At 66.7% G+C, this 18,662-nt stretch carries 19 protein-coding genes and 1 pseudogene; 12 read left to right on the plus strand and 8 right to left on the minus strand.

The window, feature by feature from the left end:
- Positions 1-127 precede the first annotated feature (127 nt).
- From D7316_RS01735 to D7316_RS01745, 3 genes are read left to right on the plus strand one after another with little or no spacing between them, the layout of a single operon-like run.
- On the plus strand, positions 128-382 hold the full coding sequence (locus tag D7316_RS01735) for a BatC protein (protein WP_124706770.1): 255 nt from the start codon (positions 128-130) through the stop codon (positions 380-382).
- A 10-nt stretch (positions 383-392) separates the two neighbouring features.
- The gene (locus tag D7316_RS01740) at positions 393-1,643 is read left to right on the plus strand and encodes a cupin domain-containing protein (protein WP_124711040.1); all 1,251 of its coding nucleotides are present in this window, start codon (positions 393-395) and stop codon (positions 1,641-1,643) included.
- On the plus strand, positions 1,640-2,524 hold the full coding sequence (locus D7316_RS01745) for a sucrase ferredoxin (RefSeq protein ID WP_124706771.1): 885 nt from the start codon (positions 1,640-1,642) through the stop codon (positions 2,522-2,524). The genes D7316_RS01740 and D7316_RS01745 overlap by 4 nt, the downstream gene beginning before the upstream one ends.
- A 36-nt stretch (positions 2,525-2,560) precedes the next feature.
- Here the strand turns inward: D7316_RS01745 and D7316_RS01750 are convergent, their stop codons facing one another.
- From D7316_RS01750 to D7316_RS01765, 5 genes and pseudogenes are all read right to left on the minus strand, one after another.
- A complete protein-coding gene (locus tag D7316_RS01750) occupies positions 2,561-4,666 on the minus strand; it encodes a glucose PTS transporter subunit IIA (RefSeq protein ID WP_124706772.1) in 2,106 nt (701 codons plus the stop codon).
- A 240-nt stretch (positions 4,667-4,906) separates the two neighbouring features.
- Positions 4,907-5,413 carry a pyridoxal-dependent decarboxylase gene (locus D7316_RS27705; RefSeq protein ID WP_408610063.1) on the minus strand — a complete coding sequence of 169 codons (507 nt, stop codon included), beginning with the start codon at positions 5,411-5,413 and terminating at the stop codon, positions 4,907-4,909.
- Between the two features lie 40 nt (positions 5,414-5,453).
- Positions 5,454-6,095: pseudogene (locus tag D7316_RS27710) on the minus strand (pyridoxal phosphate-dependent decarboxylase family protein); the annotation flags it as partial.
- A gap of 252 nt (positions 6,096-6,347) precedes the next feature.
- The gene (locus D7316_RS01760; protein WP_124706773.1) at positions 6,348-6,668 is read right to left on the minus strand and encodes an SDR family oxidoreductase; all 321 of its coding nucleotides are present in this window, start codon (positions 6,666-6,668) and stop codon (positions 6,348-6,350) included.
- A 47-nt stretch (positions 6,669-6,715) separates the two neighbouring features.
- Positions 6,716-7,315, minus strand: a complete 600-nt coding sequence (locus D7316_RS01765) for a hypothetical protein (protein ID WP_124706774.1) — start codon at positions 7,313-7,315, stop codon at positions 6,716-6,718.
- Between the two features lie 70 nt (positions 7,316-7,385).
- On the opposite strand from D7316_RS01765, the gene D7316_RS01770 reads away from it, so the two are divergent.
- The 4 genes from D7316_RS01770 to D7316_RS01785 all read left to right on the plus strand — a co-directional run bounded on the left by D7316_RS01770 (position 7,386) and on the right by D7316_RS01785 (position 11,025).
- Complete coding sequence (locus D7316_RS01770; protein ID WP_232016722.1) at positions 7,386-7,799, plus strand: YchJ family protein; 414 nt, start codon at positions 7,386-7,388, stop codon at positions 7,797-7,799.
- A gap of 66 nt (positions 7,800-7,865) precedes the next feature.
- Complete coding sequence (locus tag D7316_RS01775; protein WP_124706775.1) at positions 7,866-8,609, plus strand: hypothetical protein; 744 nt, start codon at positions 7,866-7,868, stop codon at positions 8,607-8,609.
- A 23-nt stretch (positions 8,610-8,632) separates the two neighbouring features.
- Entirely contained in the window at positions 8,633-9,397 is a 765-nt protein-coding gene (gene mddA, locus D7316_RS01780) for a methanethiol S-methyltransferase (RefSeq protein WP_124711042.1), read from the plus strand.
- 62 nt (positions 9,398-9,459) lie between these two features.
- Positions 9,460-11,025: an HD domain-containing phosphohydrolase gene (locus D7316_RS01785; protein ID WP_124706776.1), complete on the plus strand. Its 1,566-nt coding sequence runs from the start codon at positions 9,460-9,462 to the stop codon at positions 11,023-11,025.
- Positions 11,026-11,028: 3 nt separating this feature from the next.
- Here the strand turns inward: D7316_RS01785 and D7316_RS01790 are convergent, their stop codons facing one another.
- The gene (locus D7316_RS01790) at positions 11,029-11,661 is read right to left on the minus strand and encodes a DUF2461 domain-containing protein (RefSeq protein WP_124706777.1); all 633 of its coding nucleotides are present in this window, start codon (positions 11,659-11,661) and stop codon (positions 11,029-11,031) included.
- A gap of 39 nt (positions 11,662-11,700) precedes the next feature.
- Entirely contained in the window at positions 11,701-12,351 is a 651-nt protein-coding gene (locus D7316_RS01795; RefSeq protein WP_124706778.1) for an MBL fold metallo-hydrolase, read from the minus strand.
- A gap of 73 nt (positions 12,352-12,424) precedes the next feature.
- On the opposite strand from D7316_RS01795, the gene D7316_RS01800 reads away from it, so the two are divergent.
- Complete coding sequence (locus D7316_RS01800) at positions 12,425-12,892, plus strand: MarR family winged helix-turn-helix transcriptional regulator (protein ID WP_124706779.1); 468 nt, start codon at positions 12,425-12,427, stop codon at positions 12,890-12,892.
- A gap of 5 nt (positions 12,893-12,897) precedes the next feature.
- Here the strand turns inward: D7316_RS01800 and D7316_RS01805 are convergent, their stop codons facing one another.
- Positions 12,898-14,535: an SLC13 family permease gene (locus D7316_RS01805; protein WP_124706780.1), complete on the minus strand. Its 1,638-nt coding sequence runs from the start codon at positions 14,533-14,535 to the stop codon at positions 12,898-12,900.
- A gap of 271 nt (positions 14,536-14,806) precedes the next feature.
- On the opposite strand from D7316_RS01805, the gene D7316_RS01810 reads away from it, so the two are divergent.
- From D7316_RS01810 to D7316_RS01825, 4 genes are read left to right on the plus strand one after another with little or no spacing between them, the layout of a single operon-like run.
- Positions 14,807-15,100 (plus strand): hypothetical protein, encoded by a 294-nt coding sequence (locus D7316_RS01810; RefSeq protein ID WP_124706781.1) that lies wholly within the window; start codon positions 14,807-14,809, stop codon positions 15,098-15,100.
- Positions 15,097-15,921: a hypothetical protein gene (locus tag D7316_RS01815; protein ID WP_124706782.1), complete on the plus strand. Its 825-nt coding sequence runs from the start codon at positions 15,097-15,099 to the stop codon at positions 15,919-15,921. The genes D7316_RS01810 and D7316_RS01815 overlap by 4 nt, the downstream gene beginning before the upstream one ends.
- A gap of 59 nt (positions 15,922-15,980) precedes the next feature.
- Positions 15,981-17,909: a fumarate reductase/succinate dehydrogenase flavoprotein subunit gene (locus D7316_RS01820; protein ID WP_124706783.1), complete on the plus strand. Its 1,929-nt coding sequence runs from the start codon at positions 15,981-15,983 to the stop codon at positions 17,907-17,909.
- 1 nt (position 17,910) lies between these two features.
- On the plus strand, positions 17,911-18,657 hold the full coding sequence (locus D7316_RS01825) for a succinate dehydrogenase/fumarate reductase iron-sulfur subunit (RefSeq protein WP_124706784.1): 747 nt from the start codon (positions 17,911-17,913) through the stop codon (positions 18,655-18,657).
- Positions 18,658-18,662 lie beyond the last annotated feature (5 nt).

An 18,662-nucleotide genomic window follows, 5' to 3' on the forward strand; every position in this document is an offset into this window, starting at 1 on the left:
ATCATCCGATTCGGGTGAGCGGCGCCGGCGTGACGATCCGGCCAATGCCCGGACACGTGGCGCGTTGCTGCCCATAGTGAAAGAGGAGCCCCGACCCGGCGGCTCCGCTGACGAGAGGATTCACCCGATGGCACTCGACGACGACGACATCACCACCTCCGGCGCCGGCGGCGAAGGTCCCGCCGATGGGGGCTCGAATCCCGGCGGCCATGACGGTGGCGCCGACGGTACCGCGGATGGCGGTGAGGGTCCCGCGGATGGCGGCTCCAACCCCGACGGCCATGACGGTGGCGCCGACGGTACCGCGGATGGCGGTGAGGGTCCCGCGGATGGCGGCTCCAACCCCGACGGCCACGACGGCGGTGCCGACGGCACCGCCTGATCGGAACGCGATGCTCAGCCGCTGCATCGCGGTCGATCCGGCAACTTTCGCGCGCGACCACTGGGGATGTCGTCCATTGCTCAGTCGCGCGGCGACGCTACCCCAGGGCTTCGACGATCTGCTCTCCGCCCGGATGGTCGACGAACTGATCGCCGAGCGTGGAGTGCGGGCACCGTTCATCCGGATGGCCAGGGACGGCGACCTCGTCGCACGAAACTGCTACCTGGGACCGGGTGGATTCGGCGCCGAGATGCCCGATCAGGTCGACTCCGCCAAGGTGCTCGCACAGTTCGCCGCCGGCGCGACCATCGTCCTGCAGGGCCTGCACCGACTGTGGCCACCGCTCATCGATTTCGTGGGCGAGTTGGTCGGCGACCTCGGGCATCCGGTGCAGGCCAACGCCTACGTGACGCCCCCGGAGAGTCGCGGCTTCGACGCCCACTACGACGTCCATGATGTGTTCGTCTTGCAGACGGCCGGACGCAAACAGTGGAGAGTGCACGAGCCGGTGCACCGCGATCCACTGCCGTCGCAGCCGTGGACGGATCATCGTGCCGCGGTCGAGGCACGCGCCCACGACGATCCGGTCATCGACACCGTGCTCGGCCCGGGTGACGCCCTGTACCTTCCGCGTGGCTGGATCCACTCGGCGCAGGCGTTGGGCGAGACATCGATCCACATCACCGTCGGGGTCGCCGCCACCACGGTCCACGACGTCATCGCGGCGATCGTCGACGAGCTCGGGACCGTCGACGACCTGCGTGCATCCCTGCCGATCGGCATCGATCCAACCGATCGTGACGAGGCCGTCGCGATCGCGACCAAGACGATGGCGACCTTGGTCGAGGTCCTGCGCGACCGCGCGCCCGAGATCGGCGAGGGCGTCGCGACGCGATCGGCCGCGCGCCACGCGGCGGCGACGAGGCCGCCGGCGGTGCGACCTCTCGCGACTCTGGACAGCGCGGCGCAACTCGATGTCGACACCCGGTTGCGATGGCGTCGAGGTCTGGTGGCCACGATCGCCGATGCGGGGGACAGGGTCGAACTCCGGTTGGCCGATCGCGTCATGAGTTTTCCGCACTTCTGCGCCGATGCTCTCGGCGTCGTGCGCAGCGGCGCGGACGTCGTCGCGGGAGATCTGCCGCGCCTCGATGCCGCCGATGGTGTGGTGCTGCTGCGCCGGCTGCTGCGTGAAGCTGTCGTGGTCCCGACTGCCGCCACCGATGCGCCCGGAACCCCGACGGCGGGGCGGGAGGCATGACGGATCGTCGCCCGTGCAGCGACCAAGCCCTGGAGCGCGACGATCCGATGTTCGCGACCGCGTCGGCCGGGTTCTCCTGGTTGCTGCTCGAGCTGCCCGGCGCCTGGGGACATTCGGTATTCCTCAACTCGCCCAAGATCATCGATCCGACCCTCGGCCGGTCCATCGTCCGCCGTGTCGAGGCGACGGGCATGCGTATCGTCGCGATCCGCCCACCCGGACGGCGGTCGCCGACACCACGCTGGCGATGGTTCATCGCCCATTCGGAGCCCGGTGCCGAGAAATTGTTCCGCGGCGAGGTGGACCACCCGGCGCAGTACCTCGACCTCGCGCTCGACGGGTCCGATGGGGCGGTCTCGACCGATCCGCTCATCGCCGTGTGCGCGCACGGGAAGCACGACCAGTGCTGCGCGGTGCGCGGACGGGCCGCGACGTCGGCCATTGCCGCCGAGTACCCCGAATCGACGTGGGAATGTTCGCATCTCGGCGGCGACCGGTTCGCCGCGACGATGCTCGTGCTGCCGCACGGTCTGTGCTACGGCCGGGTCGACTCGGCCCCCGATCCGGCCGAGCTGGTTCGCAGGTACACCGTCGGGCGACTCGACGATGCGTTCCTGCGGGGCCGGACGTCGCTGCCGCACGCCGTGCAGGCGGCCCAGCACTTTGTGCGACGGGAGACCGGTGACGACCGTATCGATGCCCTGGCGCCGATCGACGTGCAGCGCGGTGACCATCGGATCGTCGTCCGGCTGCGGGGACGGACCGGCCCCGTCGAGGTCACCCTCGCCGAGGAACTGTCCGATCCGCTGCTGTCCACCTGCAGCGCCCATGTCGCCGGGCGCGTGCGCCAGTTCGTGCTCGTCTCGATGAACGTCCTCTGAGCATCGAGACCGCGAGCCGTCAGGACGGGGCGACGATCAGGTCGTGCGCTTCGCTTCCACGGAGATGACCGGGGTGCCCACCGACGCCTCACCGTGGGCGATCTGCTCCACCGCCGCGAACTTCTTGGTGTTCATCACCACCACCGGGGTGATGAGCGGATAACCCGCAGCCTCGATGACCTTGCGATCGAAGGTCACCAGTGGCGTGCCCACATCGACCTTCTGTCCGGCCTTGACCTTGACGTCGAAGCCCTCGCCCTTCAGTTGCACGGTGTCGATGCCGACATGGATCAGCAGTTCGATACCGCCGTCGAGGACCAGCCCGAATGCATGCCCGGTGGGTTGGGCGGCCACCACGGTCGCGGCCGCCGGAGCGTAGACGGTGTCACCGGAGGGCAGGATCGCCACGCCGCCGCCCATGGTGCCCTTGGCGAACACGGGGTCGGGGACATCGCTCAGCGCCACCACCGTGCCGTCGAGCGGCGACGGGATCTCGGTGATCGCGCCGTGCTCGGAGGTCTCCGCGTCGGTTCTCTCGGCGGTCGCCACAGCACCCGCCGCGGCCACGGCACCTGTGCCGGACCGGGCGCCGGTCGACTCCGCATCGGCCAGGGCCGCCGCGGATGCGACGCCCTCGGCCGAATCGTCGATCGGGATCGGTCCCGGCGATTCCAGCCCGGCGTCGCGCGCTGCCTCGAACTCGGCCTGCTGTTCCGGCGTCCGGTACCCGGACAGGACCACCAGGATCATCGCCGTGAAGAACGCGGCCGCGACGGCGATCGAGTAGAGGATGACACTGTCGAACGCGGGGATGGTCAGCAGCGAGGTGAACACGAACGCGTTGGTCGTGACACCGCCGCCGATGCCGATGATCAGGCCGCCGATGAAGCAGCCCACGAGCATTCGTGGATAGATACGTTTGAATCGTAGATGGATGCCGTACAGCGATGGCTCCGAGATGCCGCCGAGGAGGCCGGCGGCGAGGGCGCCGGTCGCGGTCTGTCGCATCTGTGCGTCCCGTTCCCGCCAGGCGATCAGCAGGACACCGGCCGTGGCGCCGAAGCAGGCGAAGTTCCATGCGCCCATCGGCCCCTGGATGAAGTCGTACCCGAGGGTCTGGATGTTGAGCAGCATGATCGCGTTGATCGGCCAGTGCAGACCGAGCGGCACCATGAACGGGTACGCGAGCGGGATCACGATCGCGAAGATGAACGGCGAGAAGTCGTTGATGGACTTCAGGATGTCGGCCAGGCCGGCGCCGACGTAGACGCCGATCGGTCCGATGAGGAACGCGGTCAACGGGATCATGATCAACATCGCCAGGAACGGCACGAAGATCAGTTGAACGTTCTCCGGGATGATCTTCTTCAGCAGCTTGTACAACGGTCCGAGCACCGCCGCCATCAGCAGCGGCGGGAACACCTGGGAGCTGTAGTCGAAGACGGTGAGCGGGATGCCGAAGATGTCGATCGTCTGCACGTCGAAGCCGAAAATCGTGTGCTGCGTGGCATTGTCGGCGAAGTTCGCATAGGCGGGCAGCATCAGCACGGCCATGATCGCGAAGCCGACCCACGGGTCGGCGTCGAGCTTCTTCGACGCGTTGTAGGCGATCATCAACGGCAGGAAGACGAACACGCACTGCCAGCACAGGTTGACGAACTGCCACGATGGCGACAACTCGGTACGCGGATCGGCCCAGTTGCCGATCACGTCGAGTGTGCTCATCAGCGACATGAACGTGATGAACAGCGACGCACCCAGCAGGGCTCCGAGGATCGGGCGGAACGAGTCGGAGAGGTATTCGAAGAGCGAGTCCAGCCACGCCGACTTCCCCCGGGGGCCCTTGGCGCGCTCGGCCGCCTTGATGGCTGCGGCATCCGTCGGCGCTCCGCCACCCATGCCCGGTTGCGCCATGATCTCGTTGTAGACCGTCTGCACGCCGCCGCCGATGACAACCTGGTAGCGGTTGCCGCCCTGCGGCACCGCTCCCATCACCCCGTCGATCGCCTCCAGCGCCGACTGCTCCACCCCCGACGCGTCACGTAGTTGGAACCGCAGGCGCGTCGCGCAATGGGTGAGGCTTTCGATGTTGCCGGGTCCGCCGACACCTGCGACGATTTCGGCTGCCGAGTTCGTAGACATGACTCTCCCTTGAGAATGTCCGATCTTGAGTTGCTCGTTCCCAAGCACGGTCCCGACGACGCGACGAGTGCCCAGCGCCTCGGATGCTATCGCGCCACTCCCACCTCGCGTGTCGAGATGACAAAGGCCGGTAGGCAACCGTTACCGCCCTCCGCTGATCGAGTGCCGCGCTACTTACCGCCTCCCGCTGATCGAGTGCCGCGCGAGCGTAGCGAGCCGGCGTATCGAGATCACCCACCCTCACCGAGCGCCCGCGAGTCCCTCCCCGAGTAGCGCCACGAGCCGGTCGATGTGTTCGCGCCGCGTCCGCCACGACGACACCGAGATACGGAACGCCGGCTCATCCTGCCACCACGCCGGGCCGAACCAGACCTGGCCACCCTCGAGCAGTGACCGGCGGACGGCCTCGGTCCGGGCCGCGGTGTCGGCCCGCGCCAGCACCTGGTTCAGCACGCACCGGTTGAGCACCGTGAAGCCGTTGGCCCGCAAGCCTTCCGCCGCCGACCCGGCGAGTTCGACGCAGCGATCGACCAGCTCCTCGACGCCGTCGCCGCCGAGGGTACGCAGCGCGGCCCATACCGGGATCCCGCGCGCCCGTCGGGAGAACTCGAGTGTCAGGTTCTTCTGGGCGTCGGCCGATCCGGTCAGATAGGCGGCGTCGGAGTTCATCGCCGACGACAGCGCGTCGGCGTCGCGGACGATCACCATCGCGCTGTCGTAGGGGGGTGTTGAGCCACTTGTGCCCATCCGTGGTCCAGCTGTCGGCGGCGTCGACGCCGGTGGTGAGCGCTCGGTGCGTTCGCGAGGCGCGTGCCCAGAGGCCGAATGCGCCGTCCACGTGCACCCACGCGCCGGCGCGGCGCGCGGCGGGGATGATGTCGGCGAACGGATCGAACTCGCCGGTGTTGACCTCTCCGGCCTGCAGGATCACCAGGGTCATGTCGTCGAGGGCGGGCATCGTGTCGGCGACCACCCGTCCGTGCTCGTCGACGGGTGCGCGTTCGATGTTCTCGAGCCCGAATCCCAGGACCCGCAGCGCACGGACGACGGTGATGTGGGCGAGTTCGCCGATGACCACCCGGACTCGCGGGGCGTCGGTCAGCCCACGTCGATCGACGTCCCATCCGTGGCGCAGCAGAAGTGCGCGCCGGGCCGCGGTGATCGCGGTGACGGCGCCGGCGGTCGCGCTGGTGGTGAAGCCGACCGCCGACGCACGGGGGAGGTCCAGCGCGTCGAGCACCCAGCGGCCCGCCTGTTTCTCCAGGGTGTGGGCGGCGGGTGAGTTGTCGAACGACGACGCGCACTGATCCCACGCGAGGGCGATGCGCTCCGCGGCTGCGGCCACCGGCAGGGTCGATCCCACGACGAAACCGAAGTAGCGCGGGTCGTTCGACGCGACAACGCCCGTGCCGGCCACCTCGTCGAGCATCGCGATGGTCTCGTCGGCCGGCCGACCCGATGCCGTCAGCGGTTCGTCGAGGCGGGCCAGCCCGGCGAGCGCCTCGGCGGACGGGAACACCCGTCGGCTCACCGCCCCGATGCCCGCCGTCCACGCGCGGGCACGTCGATCGGCATCCGCGAGCAGTTCCAGCTCGTCACGGGTGGGGTCGGTGTCGTTGCCGGGCACGATCTGAGGCTACCGAGGCACGGATACCGGCGGACGGCCTCGAGCCGAACGAGATCAGGCGACCTGTCGGTCGGCGGAGTGGACGTCGGACAGCAGGCCGCCCGGATCAACGATCATGATGACCGACCCGACGACGTCGGACGCCCGCTCGATGACCGCGGCGATCTGTTCGGGGTCGGACGGATCGGACACCACGGCCCACACCTGGTGGCGTACGGCCGCGTCGACGAACGGGACGAGGTCTCGCGGCGACGGGCCGGTGAGCGCGACGTTGTGTCCCGATCGCACGATCTGATGGACGATGGCCCGGGCGCGCGAACTGCCGTCCATAACGACGAGAACTGTATCGGTGGCCGTGGTTTCGGTGGTGGTCATGCTGTCATCACACCGCGCGCGGCTGGGCCCGTCGTGTGGCCCGGCTGTCAGTTGGCTGGCAGCGCTGCGACGATCTGTCGAGCTGCGGTCGACCACGCCGCGTCGTCCGGCGGATGCGGGATGTTCCCGACGACGAGCACCACGCTCGTCACATGGCGATCGGTCGCGACGCGCATGGTGGGGAAGGCGTTTGGCCCGTCGAGTGGCTCGATGATGACGTCGAGCCCGATCCCCGGAATCGACCGGGCGCCATCGTCGCCGAGATCGGCGAGCATGTCCGGTGTGACGGTGCCGGTCACGGGCGCCTGCACCTTGACCACGGCGGTGAACGACAGTACGCCGCCCGCCGCCGTGTAGTAGCTGCAATTGTGGCCGGTGGTTCCGTCGGATTGCTTGACGTCGGTGTCCTCGCCGTCTTTCAGGCGTACCCCCGACAGTGCCGACATCTGTGCGCCCGTGAGGATGCAGTCGCTCGGCACTACGTGATCGCGCCATTCGACCGCGGCGGCCGTCGGTGACGAGGCGGTCGACGGCGCTGCCACCGCCTGGCCGTCGAGGCTCCGGGCGCAGCCGGAGGTGCAGCACAGCGCCACCAGGGCACAGACCGCGGTGGTGAGAAGGCTGCGCTGGCGTCGGGTCACGGGCACGCGGTCACGCTACCCGTCATCCGGCGACACCGAGATCGGCCCACCGGGACCACGGCATAGGCTCTCCGAGGTGAGCGATGCGAAGCGACTCCGGCCGAAGCCCGAGCGTTGCCCGTGCACGTCGGGCATGACTTTCGACGAGTGCTGCGGTCCCGTGCTGTCGGGCGTGCGGAAAGCCGGTACGGCCGAGGCGCTGATGCGCTCACGATTCACCGCGTTCGCCGTCGGAGACAGCGGATATCTGCTCGCGAGTTGGCATCCACGTACCCGACCGCGCACCCTCGACCTCGACGACACCATCGAGTGGTACCGACTCAACATCGAATCCGTCTCCGGTGGAACGCCATTCGACACAGCCGGCGAAGTGACATTCACCGCGCACCATCGACACGACGGCACCCGCGGCAGACTCCACGAGCGCAGCCGCTTCGAGCGGCACGACGGTCACTGGGTCTACGTCGACGGAGTGGTCTCCCCGGGCTGACACACCTGCGAAATGTGAGGCATTTGCCCCACGAGCCGGCACCGGTGTGCGGCACAGACTGAGTGCATGAGCACACATACTCCCCACGAGGCGGTCGCCGCCCTGCGCGCACACCCGCAACTCCCGGACGGCCCCGACGAACGGTTCGCCGGGTACGGGATCATGGGTATGCCATTCGAATCAGGCCATTACCTCGCGCTGCGCGAGATGGTCGCGAGCTCCCTCGGTCCGCCCTATCGGACCGTCTGGCACCGAGAACCGAACGGTACGTGGACGATTCACACCACCGCAGCTCCGGAGCTGAGCTGTCCCCGCTACTTCGGGAAGGCTACGGCCGTCAACCAGGTTCCACACATCGATGTCTCCTGGACCGGCGAGGCGCAGCTCGAGGTCAACCTCGGCGACGTCCTGCACTGGAACATCGAGTTGGCGTCGTCTCCGGCCACCCGGATGATGACCGCGATGGGCTCCGCGATGCCGATGCGCGCACTGACCAGCGCGCCGGTGTTGACCACCATGGGCCCGATCGCCGGCGCAGTGCTGCGATCCGGGCGCATGAGGTTGTGCGGACGAACCCCGAACGGGCCGCGATTCCGGGCCATCCCACTCGAGGTCTGGCGGGTCGCGACGGCCGAGGCCTCCCATCGGGGACGGGCTCTCGGTAGGCCGGCACCGCTGGACGATCAGACCGCCCTCGGGGACTTCTGGTTGCCCCAGCGCGGGTTGTTCTTCGTCGGGCAGGCGCGGTTCATGCCGGCGACCGCATCGGCCGGCGACGTCGCCATCGAACGGGCTGAGGTGTCACGGTGACGACCACCGAGCACCGTCCCGCCATGACCGCCGGCCGGATCGCCGCCGTCGTCTACGGCACCGTCGCCTATGTCGTCTTCCTGCTGGTGTTCTCGTGGGCCATCGCGTTCGTCGAGGACGTTCGCGTCACCATCGGCGACACCGCTCTCGTTCCCCGGACCATCGACCACGGTGGACCGACCGTACCGGCTGCCGTCGCGCTGTTGGTGAATGTCGTGTTGTTGACCCTCTTCGCCGCGCAACACAGCGTGATGGCGCGAGCCGGTTTCAAACGGTGGTGGACGCGCATCGTGCCCGCGCCCGTCGAGCGCAGTACCTACGTGCTCGCCGCCTCCCTGTGCCTCGCCGTCCTGATGTGGTGGTGGTGTCCGATCACCGCCGAACTCTGGACCGTGTCGGGCGCGGTATCGGGCATCCTGGTGGTCATATCGCTCGCGGGGTGGCTGCTCGTCCTGACCTCGACGTTCCTGATCGATCACTTCGATCTCTTCGGACTGCGGCAGGTGGTGGCCAACGCGCGCGGCCGCCCGGCGCCGACCTATCGGTTCGTCACGCCGCTCTGGTACGGAATCGTCCGTCACCCCATCTATCTCGGTTTCCTCATCGGGTTCTGGGTGACCCCGACGATGACGGTCGGGCACCTCGTCTTCGCCGTCGCCACCACCGGATTCGTCCTCGTAGGCATCCAGCTGGAAGAGCGGGACCTGATTCGTACGTTCGGCGACGACTACCGGTCCTACCGTCGGCGGGTCCCGATGCTGCTACCCGGCGCACACCGCCGCACCTGAGTGGTCACCCGATGTACGACAGGTGGCTGACACCGCGCCCGCAACGGGTCGACAATGGGGTCATGACCGGGCGAACCCCGCTGCCGCGACGTGTGGAGGTGTTGGCCGGGCTCTCGGTCGCCATCGACCTGGGGCTCGGTCAGCCTGCCGAACACATGCTGCGCTCGGCGGTCATCGCCTGTCGGTTGTGTGATCGTCTCGGCCTGGACCGGACGCAGCGGGCCACCACCTATTACGCGACGCTGCTGATGTGGATCGGGTGTCATGCCGATTCGCAGGAGTACGCGCGCTGGTTCGGCGACGACATCGCGGTACGCAGCGACGCGTATCTTGTTGACTGGTCCGGGATTCCGTACTTTCGATTCCTGCTGGGCAATGTGGGGCGCGGTGAACCCGTCGGGCACCGCGTGAAGACCTTGGCGACGTTGTTCCGGGATGCTCGTGGACAGATCGCCACCCTGGTGCACTCGCACTGCATGTCGGCCGCCGCACTGGCGCGCCATATCGGTCTCGGCCCCGATGTCGAGCGGGTGATCGCCTACACCTACGAGCGTTTCGACGGCGGCGGGCTGCCGAGAGGCGCGGCGGGCGAGGACATCCCGATCGAGATGCGGGTGGCGCAACTCGCCGACATGGTGGAGGTGCACCAGCGTGCCTACGGGGTCGACGGCGCGGTCGCGATGGCGCGTAGTCGTCGTGGAGGTCAATTCGACCCGACGATCGTCGACGCGTTCGTCGCGGATCCGGACGCAGTGCTCTCGCCGGGTGACGATGACCCCTGGGGATGCGCGATGTCTCTGGCGCCGGAGACCGAGATCGCGCTCGACGATGCCGGACTGGATGCCCTGGTGACCGCGATCGGTGACTTCGGTGATCTCAAATGTCCTTTCGCGCTGGGCCATTCACGAGGAGTGGCGACCATCGTCGACACCGCCGCCCGGCATCTGGGGATGTCGATGGTGGAGGTCGACACGGCGCGTCGCGCCGCTCATCTACACGACGTCGGGCGGATCGGCGTGTCCAGCCAGATCTGGTCCAAGCCCGGCGAACTCAGTGGCGCCGAGTGGGAACGGGTTCGGATGCATCCGTATCTCACCGACCGGGTGTTGATGCGGATTCCCGGTTTCGGCGACATCGCCGCGATCGCGCGCGCCCACCACGAGCACCTCGACGGCACCGGCTATCCCCTCGGGCTCGGCGGGGCGGCGCTCGGCCGGGCACAGCGGTTGCTGACCGTGGCGGTCGCCTACCAATCGGCGCTCGAACCGCGGCCCTATCGCGACGCGTACCCCGCGGAGCGTGCGGCATCACGGATCAGGGAGCGTGCGGACCGCGGGGTGCTCGACGGTGAGTGCGTCGAGGCTGTTCTGGTGGCCGCCGGTCACAAGCGGGCACGGGTGCGTCGCGACGACACGCTGACTCCCCGCGAGACCGAGATCCTCGGACTCGTCGCACGCGGAATGTCCAACCGGGAGATCGCGGCCCGGCTCGTGCTGAGCGAGAAGACCGTGCGTAACCACGTCGAGCGGACCTACACCAAGATCGGCGCCGCCAACCGGGTCGGCGCCAGCCTCTACGCACTGGAACACGGGCTGGTCGCTCCGGTGGCCGAGGATACGTCCGGTTGACGCCTATGCGGCTCCGTGCCGGACGACCCAGTCGACGAGCGGGGCGGTGGCTCGCCAGTCGGCGCGGACGCGATCGACCAGTCCGGCCGTGTGGATCACATCGTCGAATCCGTAGTCCCGGCCGACGGTGAGGGACTTGTGGCGCAGCAGGTCGATGCGCGGATGGTCGGCATCCCAGCCGCGCGGCGAGGTCTTGAGCTTGTCGCCGCCGACCTCCCAGCCGGTCTTCTCGAGTTTCCGCAGCAGTCGTTCGAGTTTCGGGCCGTGCTCGTCATGGTCGATCGCTGCCCGTAGCGCGGCGAGGCGCTCGGCGGAGGCCTCGTAGTACCCGGCGCCGACGCGGACTCCGGGGGCGCCGATCTGCACGTAGTATCCGGTCGCCGGGCCGAGTCCGACGAACGCGCCCTGATGAATCTTGTAGGGCGTCTTGTCTTTTGCGAACCGGACGTCGCGGTACGGGCGGAAGATCTTGGCGGCACCGAACTCGTCGGCCAGGGCGTCGGTGAGTTCCTGCATCGGACCGGCGACGGCCGTGCGGTACACCTCTTTGTGTTCTTCCCAGAAGGTCTTGGTGTTGTCCATCTCGAGGTCGTCGTAGAAGTCGAGGGCGGCCTCGGGAAAGCCCTGGAACGTCATGGTGGCGACGTTACGCCGGGGCGAACGGTCGAAATCGTCTCACGCATCTGTCAACTCCCGGTCCTCCCCGATGTCCAACACTTCCAATGGTGTTCCGGTCAGCGAGTTCTCGCCGAGAAACATGTCAGAGGTCGCCTTGCCGGTGTCGCTGAGCATGATGTCGTGGATCGCGATGCTGACCTTCGGTGCGACCGCGCGCACGAAGTCGATGGCTTGTTCGGTGGAGATCCACGGTCCGCTCACGGGCAGCAGCAGGGTCTCGATCGGCCGGCCGGGGTTGAGGTAGGCGTCGCCGGGATGGAAGACGCTGTGGTCGACCAGGTAGCCGACGTTGTCGACCAACGGGATCTCCGGATGGATCACGGCATGATCGGCGACGAATGTCTCGACGGCGAATCCGGCGATGTCGAAAGACTCTCCGGTCGCCACCGGATGGACACGATCACCGACCTCGGTCAACGCATCGGCGATCGATGCCGGCCCGTAGAGGTGCAGCTCGTCCCGTTCCTTCATGGCGGCCACGATCTTCTCGGCGTCGAAATGATCGAAGTGCTCGTGCGTGATGAGGACGGCATCGGCGTCGGCCAGCAGTTGCGCGGCGTCGGGGGTGAACGCTCCCGGATCGATCAGGATCGTCTTGTCCGCCTTGGTCAGGGTAACGGTGGCGTGGGTGTACTTGGTGAGACGCATGAGACCTCCGAGACGCGGTTCGGCTGCAGGCACAACCTGCAGATAAGTACAGTCCGACTGTACACTTCGAGACATGGATGTCGACTCGGACAATGCCGACGACGCAACGGGCCTCGACCTCGCCGAGGAACTCAGGCGCGCGGTGGGCAACTTCGTCCGCGCGGTTCGGTTGGTCCCCGATTCACTTCCCCCCGGCTACGGTGAGGTGCTCGGCGCACTCGACCGCGACGGCCCGCAATCGGTCGCTTCGCTGGCACGGCAACGCGGAGTCCGTCATCAGAGCATGCGGATCATGGTCCGAGACATGGCGGCCGACGGTCTCGTCTCGCGGGCACCCGACCCCGACGATGCGCGCAGCGCGCTCATCTCGATGACGAGCCGAGCGCATGCCGTTCTGGAGCGGGATCGGGCACGACGGCGCACAATCGTTGCAGCTGCGTCCGATACCGCCCTGACGCCTCGACAGCGCCGCGTGCTCGACCAGATTCCCGAGATCCTCGACGCCGTGGCGGATTCGGTGCGGGTGAGCGCAGGTCGATAGACGGGTCAGTAGGCGATGCCCAACGACCACGCGAACAGGGTGTAGCAGGCGGCGGTGATGAGGACCACGCCGACCACATTGAGCCAGATGCCACCTCGGATCATCTGGCCGATCGTCACATAACCACTCGCATAGGCGACGGCGTTCGGTGGTGTGGCCACCGGCAACATGAACGCGCATGTTGCCGCGAGAGCGACGGGCACCGTCAGCACGAGTGGGTCGAGGTTCATGCCCAGCGCGACGCCGCCGGCCACCGGCAGGAAAGTTGCGGCAGTCGCCGTGTTGCTGGTGATCTCGGTCAGGAAGATGATCGCGGCGGTCACCACGATGATCAACAAGATCACCGGTATGGCATCGAGGTCCGCTGCCACCTCGCCGATCCAGGTGGTCAATCCGCTCGACTCGAACTGCTCGGACAGGGCGAGGCCGCCGCCGAAGAGCAGGAGTACACCCCAGGGCAGTTTGACTGCTGTCTCCCAATCGAGCAGGCGCACACCTGGTTTGACACCGCTCGGGAGTAGGAAGAGAAGGACGGCCGCGGTCATCGCGATCCCGGTGTCGGAGATCGGTGGACTATCGTCCCAGATCAGCGGCACGGCGACCCACGAGAGTGCGGCGAGGCAGAAGATCGCGGCCACCCGGATCTCGCCCTGTGACATCGGTCCGAGTGCATCGAGTTCACCCCGGATCAGGCGCTTGCCACCGGGAATGTCGTCGATCTCGGGCTTGAACAGCACGTGCGTCAACAGGAACCAGGCGATGACCAGGAACAGTGCGGCCAGCGGCACTCCGGCGATCATCCACTCGAGGAATCCGATGTCGATGCCCTCACCCTCCAGGTACCCCACGAGCAAGGTGTTCGGCGGCGTACCGATGATGGTGCCGAGCGACCCGATCGATGCGGCGTACGCGATGCCCAGCATCAGTGCGGTACCGAAGTTGCTGCGGATCACTGCCTCTGCGATGGTGCCGGTCGCGCCCTCCGAGGGTTCTGTCTGCTCCGATGCCGGTTCTGCGGCCGCCTCCTTGTCGAGGTCGAGGACGAGGACCAGAACGGAGACACCGATCGGGATCATCATGACGGCCGTGGCCGTGTTCGACACCCACATGGACAGGAAGCCGGTGGCGATCATGAACCCGGCGATCACCATCGTCGGCTTCGTGCCCATGGCGCTGACCGTGAGGAGGGCTATCCGACGGTGCAGGTTCCATCGCTGCATCGCCAGCGCCAGCAGGAAGCCGCCCATGAACAGGAAGATCACGTTGTTGCCGTAAGCGGCTCCCACATCGTTCACGGCGACGTCGGTGCCGAAGACCGGAAAGATGACCAACGGCAAGAGGGCCGTCGCCGGAATCGGAATGGCCTCTGTCATCCACCAGATACCCATGAGCACCGCCGTCGCCGCAGTCAGCCGGGCGCCGTGATCGACGTCGGTCGGCATGACCACGTACACGAGCGCGGCGAGCAGCGGTCCTGCCGCCAGGCCGACCCATTGCCGCTTCCGGCGCCTCGGTTCCACTTCCTCGGCACGTTCGCCGGCTGACTGCTGGTCGACTTCGTCGTATTCCCGGGGGTCTGATTCCTGGGGCGCCGACCGACCCGCCGCGCCCTTGTCCTGCTCCGCATTCCCGAGTTGCGCCATCTGCGTACCTCCTTGTGCCGTGCCGCCAGCGTATCGAGATCGATGACCGAAATGTCCAGATTCTCTGAGGTGTTCGGCCGTGACGCCCCCTCTGCCTGGCTCCGGGGCCGGGAGATGTTGGGCAGGTGGCCCGGGTGATCGGACACCTCAGAGGTATCGAAGTTCGGCGAGTCGGGTGCCCTCCACGACGCGACACGTTCGGTCGAAACCGTTGACTGACCGAGTCGTGCCAGTACTGTGGTACACATCACAGAGGTCTTGGAGGGAAGCCATGGCAACGGCCGAAATGAAGGAACTCCATCGCAGCATCGTGACGCTACGCCATCACATCGCCGCGCTGAAGCTGCAGTACGGGGATGTCGATGCCGTCCGCCGGATGACCAACGACCTCGACCGACTCGAGATCGATCTGCACGACTTCGAACATGCGCCGCCGCCGGTGGTGCGGGCCCGGGTCAGCAAGGACGACGTGATCTACGTGCCGGACAGCAAATCAGACGAGGCGGCATGGCTCGGTGCACAAGACGAAGGGCTGGGCTTCCACTCGCGTGAGCGAACGAAGTGAGCGCCCCCGCGACTGAGCGGGAGGCAACCGGGGTTTTCTCTCCGGGACGGGCGCGCATCCTGGCGCGCACCCTTCGAGTGGACAGATGGTGGCTGTCGCCGCTGCTGACGGTGCTCGGTCTGTCGGCGTTCATCATCTACGCGACCGTGCGTTCGTTTGTGCGCAGCGCGTATTGGGTTGCGGACTATCACTATCTGACGCCCTTCTACTCGCCGTGCCTGAGTGAGTCGTGCGTTCCCGGATCGAGCCATTTCGGGACGCCGTTCCCCGAGCTCCCGATGTGGATTCCACTCGGTTTCGTGGTGCTGCCGTTCCTCTTGGGTTTCCGCGTGACCTGCTACTACTACCGCAAGGCCTACTACCGCTCCTTCTGGTTCTCCCCGCCGGCGTGCGCGGTGGCCGAGCCGCACCGCCGGTATACGGGGGAGACCCGGCTGCCGCTGATCATCCAGAATGCGCACCGCTACTTCTTCTATGCGGCAGTGATCGTCTCGTTGATCAACACCTACGACGCCATCACGGCGTTCCACGGTAAGGACGGCGGCTTCGGCTTCGGCCTGGGCAATGTGATCCTGCTGGTGAACGTCATCCTGCTGTGGACCTACACGGTGTCCTGCCATTCGTGCCGACACGTCACGGGTGGTCGGCTCAAGCACTTCTCGGCGCATCCGGTCCGGTACTGGATCTGGACCCAGGTCTCCAAGCTCAACACCCGACACATGCAGTTCGCGTGGATCACGCTCGGCACCCTGGTCCTCACCGATTTCTACATCATGCTGGTGGCCAGCAACACGATCTCCGACCTGCGATTCGTGGGTTGACCGCAGTCATGCACGGAACGCTTGTCGCGCAACTACTTCACGCTGGGGGTCTGTGTTAGATGACGGAACCGGGACGCCACAAATACGACGTTGTTGTGATCGGCGCCGGGGGAGCCGGTCTGCGGGCGGTCATCGAGGCCCGGGAGAAGGGCTATTCGGTCGCAGTGGTGTGCAAATCGCTGTTCGGCAAGGCGCACACCGTGATGGCCGAGGGCGGGTGTGCCGCGTCGATGGGCAATGCCAATTCGAAGGACAACTGGCAGACCCACTTCAAGGACACCATGCGTGGCGGCAAGTTCCTGAACAACTGGCGGATGGCGGAACTGCACGCCAGAGAAGCGCCGGATCGGGTCTGGGAACTGGAAACCTATGGCGCACTGTTCGATCGAACCCCAGACGGACGGATCGCCCAGCGCAACTTCGGTGGGCACACCTATCCGAGGCTGGCACACGTCGGCGACCGGACCGGTCTCGAACTGATCCGAACCATGCAGCAGAAGATCGTCTCGCTGCAACAGGAGGATTACGCGGCCACCGGCGACTACGAGGCGCGTATCAAGGTGTTCGCCGAGTGCACCATCACCGACCTCCTCAAGGACGGCGATGCCATCGCCGGAGCGTTCGGATACTGGCGTGAGTCGGGCCGTTTCGTCCTGTTCGAAGCACCGGCGGTCGTGTTGGCGACCGGTGGGATCGGCAAATCCTTCAAGGTGACCTCCAACTCGTGGGAGTACACCGGCGACGGACACGCGCTCGCGTTGCGGGCCGGCGCCAGCCTGATCAACATGGAGTTCATCCAGTTCCATCCGACCGGGATGGTCTGGCCGCCCAGCGTCAAGGGCATCCTGGTGACCGAGGGTGTTCGTGGCGACGGTGGCGTGCTGAAGAACACCGACGGCAAACGGTTCATGTTCGATTACATCCCACCGGTTTTCAAAGGCCAGTACGCCGAAACCGAAGAAGAGGCCGACAAGTGGCTGGCCGACAACGACAGCGCTCGCCGCACACCTGACCTGCTGCCGCGCGACGAGGTCGCGCGGGCGATCAACGAAGAGGTCAAGGCCGGCCGCGGCACCGAACACGGCGGCGTCTACCTCGACATCGCCTCCCGCATGCCCGCCGACGAGATCATCCGCCGGCTGCCGTCGATGCACCACCAGTTCAAGGAACTCGCCGACGTCGACATCACCGCCGAACCCATGGAGGTCGGCCCCACCTGTCATTACGTGATGGGTGGCATCGAGGTCGATCCGGACACCGGGGCGGCCAGAGTGCCGGGCCTGTTCGCGGCGGGCGAGTGTTCGGGCGGGATGCACGGCTCGAATCGGTTGGGCGGCAACTCGTTGTCCGACCTGCTGGTGTTCGGGCGGCGGGCCGGTCTCGGGGCGGCGTCGTACATCGAATCGCTGCAGACGCGACCGGAGGTCTCCCCGGCAGATGTCGACCGGGCCGCAGCCTTCGCGCTCGCACCGTTCGAGTCGCAGAGCACAGGCAAACCGGAGAACCCCTACACCTTGCACACCGACCTCCAGCAGTCGATGAATGACCTCGTCGGCATCATCCGCAAGGAGGCCGAAGTCGCCGAGGCCATCGAGGTCCTCGACGACATCCGCGGGCGCCTGCCCGGGATGCAGGTGGAGGGACACCGGCAGTTCAACCCCGGCTGGCATCTGGCCGTGGACCTGCGAAACATGCTGTTGGTCTGCGAATGTGTCGCCAAGGCGGCACTGCTGCGGACCGAGAGCCGTGGTGGCCACACCCGTGACGACCATCCGGGGATGGATTCGGGGTGGCGCAACACGCTGCTGGTGTGCACCGCCGATCTGGGCGACGATTCACCGGTTCCCGAGGTGACGGTGGTCAAGGAGGAGCAGATTCCGATGCGGCCGGATCTGCTGGAACTCTTCGATTTCTCCGAGATCGAGAAGTACTACACCGCCGGTGAGATCGCCGGGCATCCCGACGCCGGGGGCGGCAAGGAGAACTGACATGGGCTATGACGCGAAGTTCCGGGTGTGGCGTGGTGACGCCGACGGTGGCGATCTCCAGGACTACACGGTGCTGGCCAACGACGGGGAGGTGGTGCTGGACATCATCCATCGGCTCCAGGCGACGCAGACCCCGGACCTGGCCGTCAGGTGGAACTGCAAGGCAGGTAAATGCGGGTCCTGTTCGGCGGAGGTGAACGGCCGTCCGAAACTGTTGTGCATGACCAGGATGTCGACCTTCACCGAGGACGAGGTCATCACGGTCACGCCGATGCGAACGTTCCCGGTGATCCGTGACCTGGTCACCGACGTCTCGTTCAACTACGCGAAAGCCCGCGAGATCCAGTCGTTCACCCCACCCGAAGGTCTGAAGGCGGGGGAGTACCGGATGAAGCAGGTCGACGTTGCGCGGTCACAGGAGTTCCGCAAGTGCATCGAATGTTTCCTCTGTCAGGACACCTGCCACGTGGTCCGCGATCACGAGGAGAACAAACAGAATTTCGCCGGGCCCCGTTTCCTGATGCGTGTCGCCGAGCTCGACATGCATCCCCTGGACGTGGCCGAACGTCGCGATTCGGCGCAGTCCGAACACGGGTTGGGACTCTGCAACATCACCAAGTGCTGTACGGATGTCTGCCCCGAGCACATCAAGATCACCGACAACGCACTCATCCCGATGAAGGAACGGGTGGTGGATCGTCATTATGATCCGCTGGTGTGGTTGGGTAACAAGCTGTTCCGTCGGTAGTAGAC

It is taken from the genome of Gordonia insulae (genome assembly GCF_003855095.1).
In the GTDB taxonomy this organism is placed as follows: Bacteria; Actinomycetota; Actinomycetes; order Mycobacteriales; family Mycobacteriaceae; genus Gordonia; species Gordonia insulae.

What these genes read in the sequence shown, in the direction of transcription:
- D7316_RS01735 (WP_124706770.1), top strand. Translation starts at nt 128, where the DNA reads ATGGCACTCGACGACGACGACATCACCACCTCCGGCGCCGGCGGCGAA.
- D7316_RS01740 (WP_124711040.1), top strand. Translation starts at nt 393, where the DNA reads ATGCTCAGCCGCTGCATCGCGGTCGATCCGGCAACTTTCGCGCGCGAC.
- D7316_RS01745 (WP_124706771.1), top strand. Translation starts at nt 1,640, where the DNA reads ATGACGGATCGTCGCCCGTGCAGCGACCAAGCCCTGGAGCGCGACGAT.
- D7316_RS01750 (WP_124706772.1), bottom strand. Translation starts at nt 4,666, where the DNA reads ATGTCTACGAACTCGGCAGCCGAAATCGTCGCAGGTGTCGGCGGACCC.
- D7316_RS27705 (WP_408610063.1), bottom strand. Translation starts at nt 5,413, where the DNA reads ATGGGCACAAGTGGCTCAACACCCCCCTACGACAGCGCGATGGTGATC.
- D7316_RS01760 (WP_124706773.1), bottom strand. Translation starts at nt 6,668, where the DNA reads ATGACCACCACCGAAACCACGGCCACCGATACAGTTCTCGTCGTTATG.
- D7316_RS01775 (WP_124706775.1), top strand. Translation starts at nt 7,866, where the DNA reads ATGAGCACACATACTCCCCACGAGGCGGTCGCCGCCCTGCGCGCACAC.
- mddA (WP_124711042.1), top strand. Translation starts at nt 8,633, where the DNA reads ATGACCGCCGGCCGGATCGCCGCCGTCGTCTACGGCACCGTCGCCTAT.
- D7316_RS01785 (WP_124706776.1), top strand. Translation starts at nt 9,460, where the DNA reads ATGACCGGGCGAACCCCGCTGCCGCGACGTGTGGAGGTGTTGGCCGGG.
- D7316_RS01790 (WP_124706777.1), bottom strand. Translation starts at nt 11,661, where the DNA reads ATGACGTTCCAGGGCTTTCCCGAGGCCGCCCTCGACTTCTACGACGAC.
- D7316_RS01795 (WP_124706778.1), bottom strand. Translation starts at nt 12,351, where the DNA reads ATGCGTCTCACCAAGTACACCCACGCCACCGTTACCCTGACCAAGGCG.
- D7316_RS01800 (WP_124706779.1), top strand. Translation starts at nt 12,425, where the DNA reads ATGGATGTCGACTCGGACAATGCCGACGACGCAACGGGCCTCGACCTC.
- D7316_RS01805 (WP_124706780.1), bottom strand. Translation starts at nt 14,535, where the DNA reads ATGGCGCAACTCGGGAATGCGGAGCAGGACAAGGGCGCGGCGGGTCGG.
- D7316_RS01810 (WP_124706781.1), top strand. Translation starts at nt 14,807, where the DNA reads ATGGCAACGGCCGAAATGAAGGAACTCCATCGCAGCATCGTGACGCTA.
- D7316_RS01820 (WP_124706783.1), top strand. Translation starts at nt 15,981, where the DNA reads ATGACGGAACCGGGACGCCACAAATACGACGTTGTTGTGATCGGCGCC.
- D7316_RS01825 (WP_124706784.1), top strand. Translation starts at nt 17,911, where the DNA reads ATGGGCTATGACGCGAAGTTCCGGGTGTGGCGTGGTGACGCCGACGGT.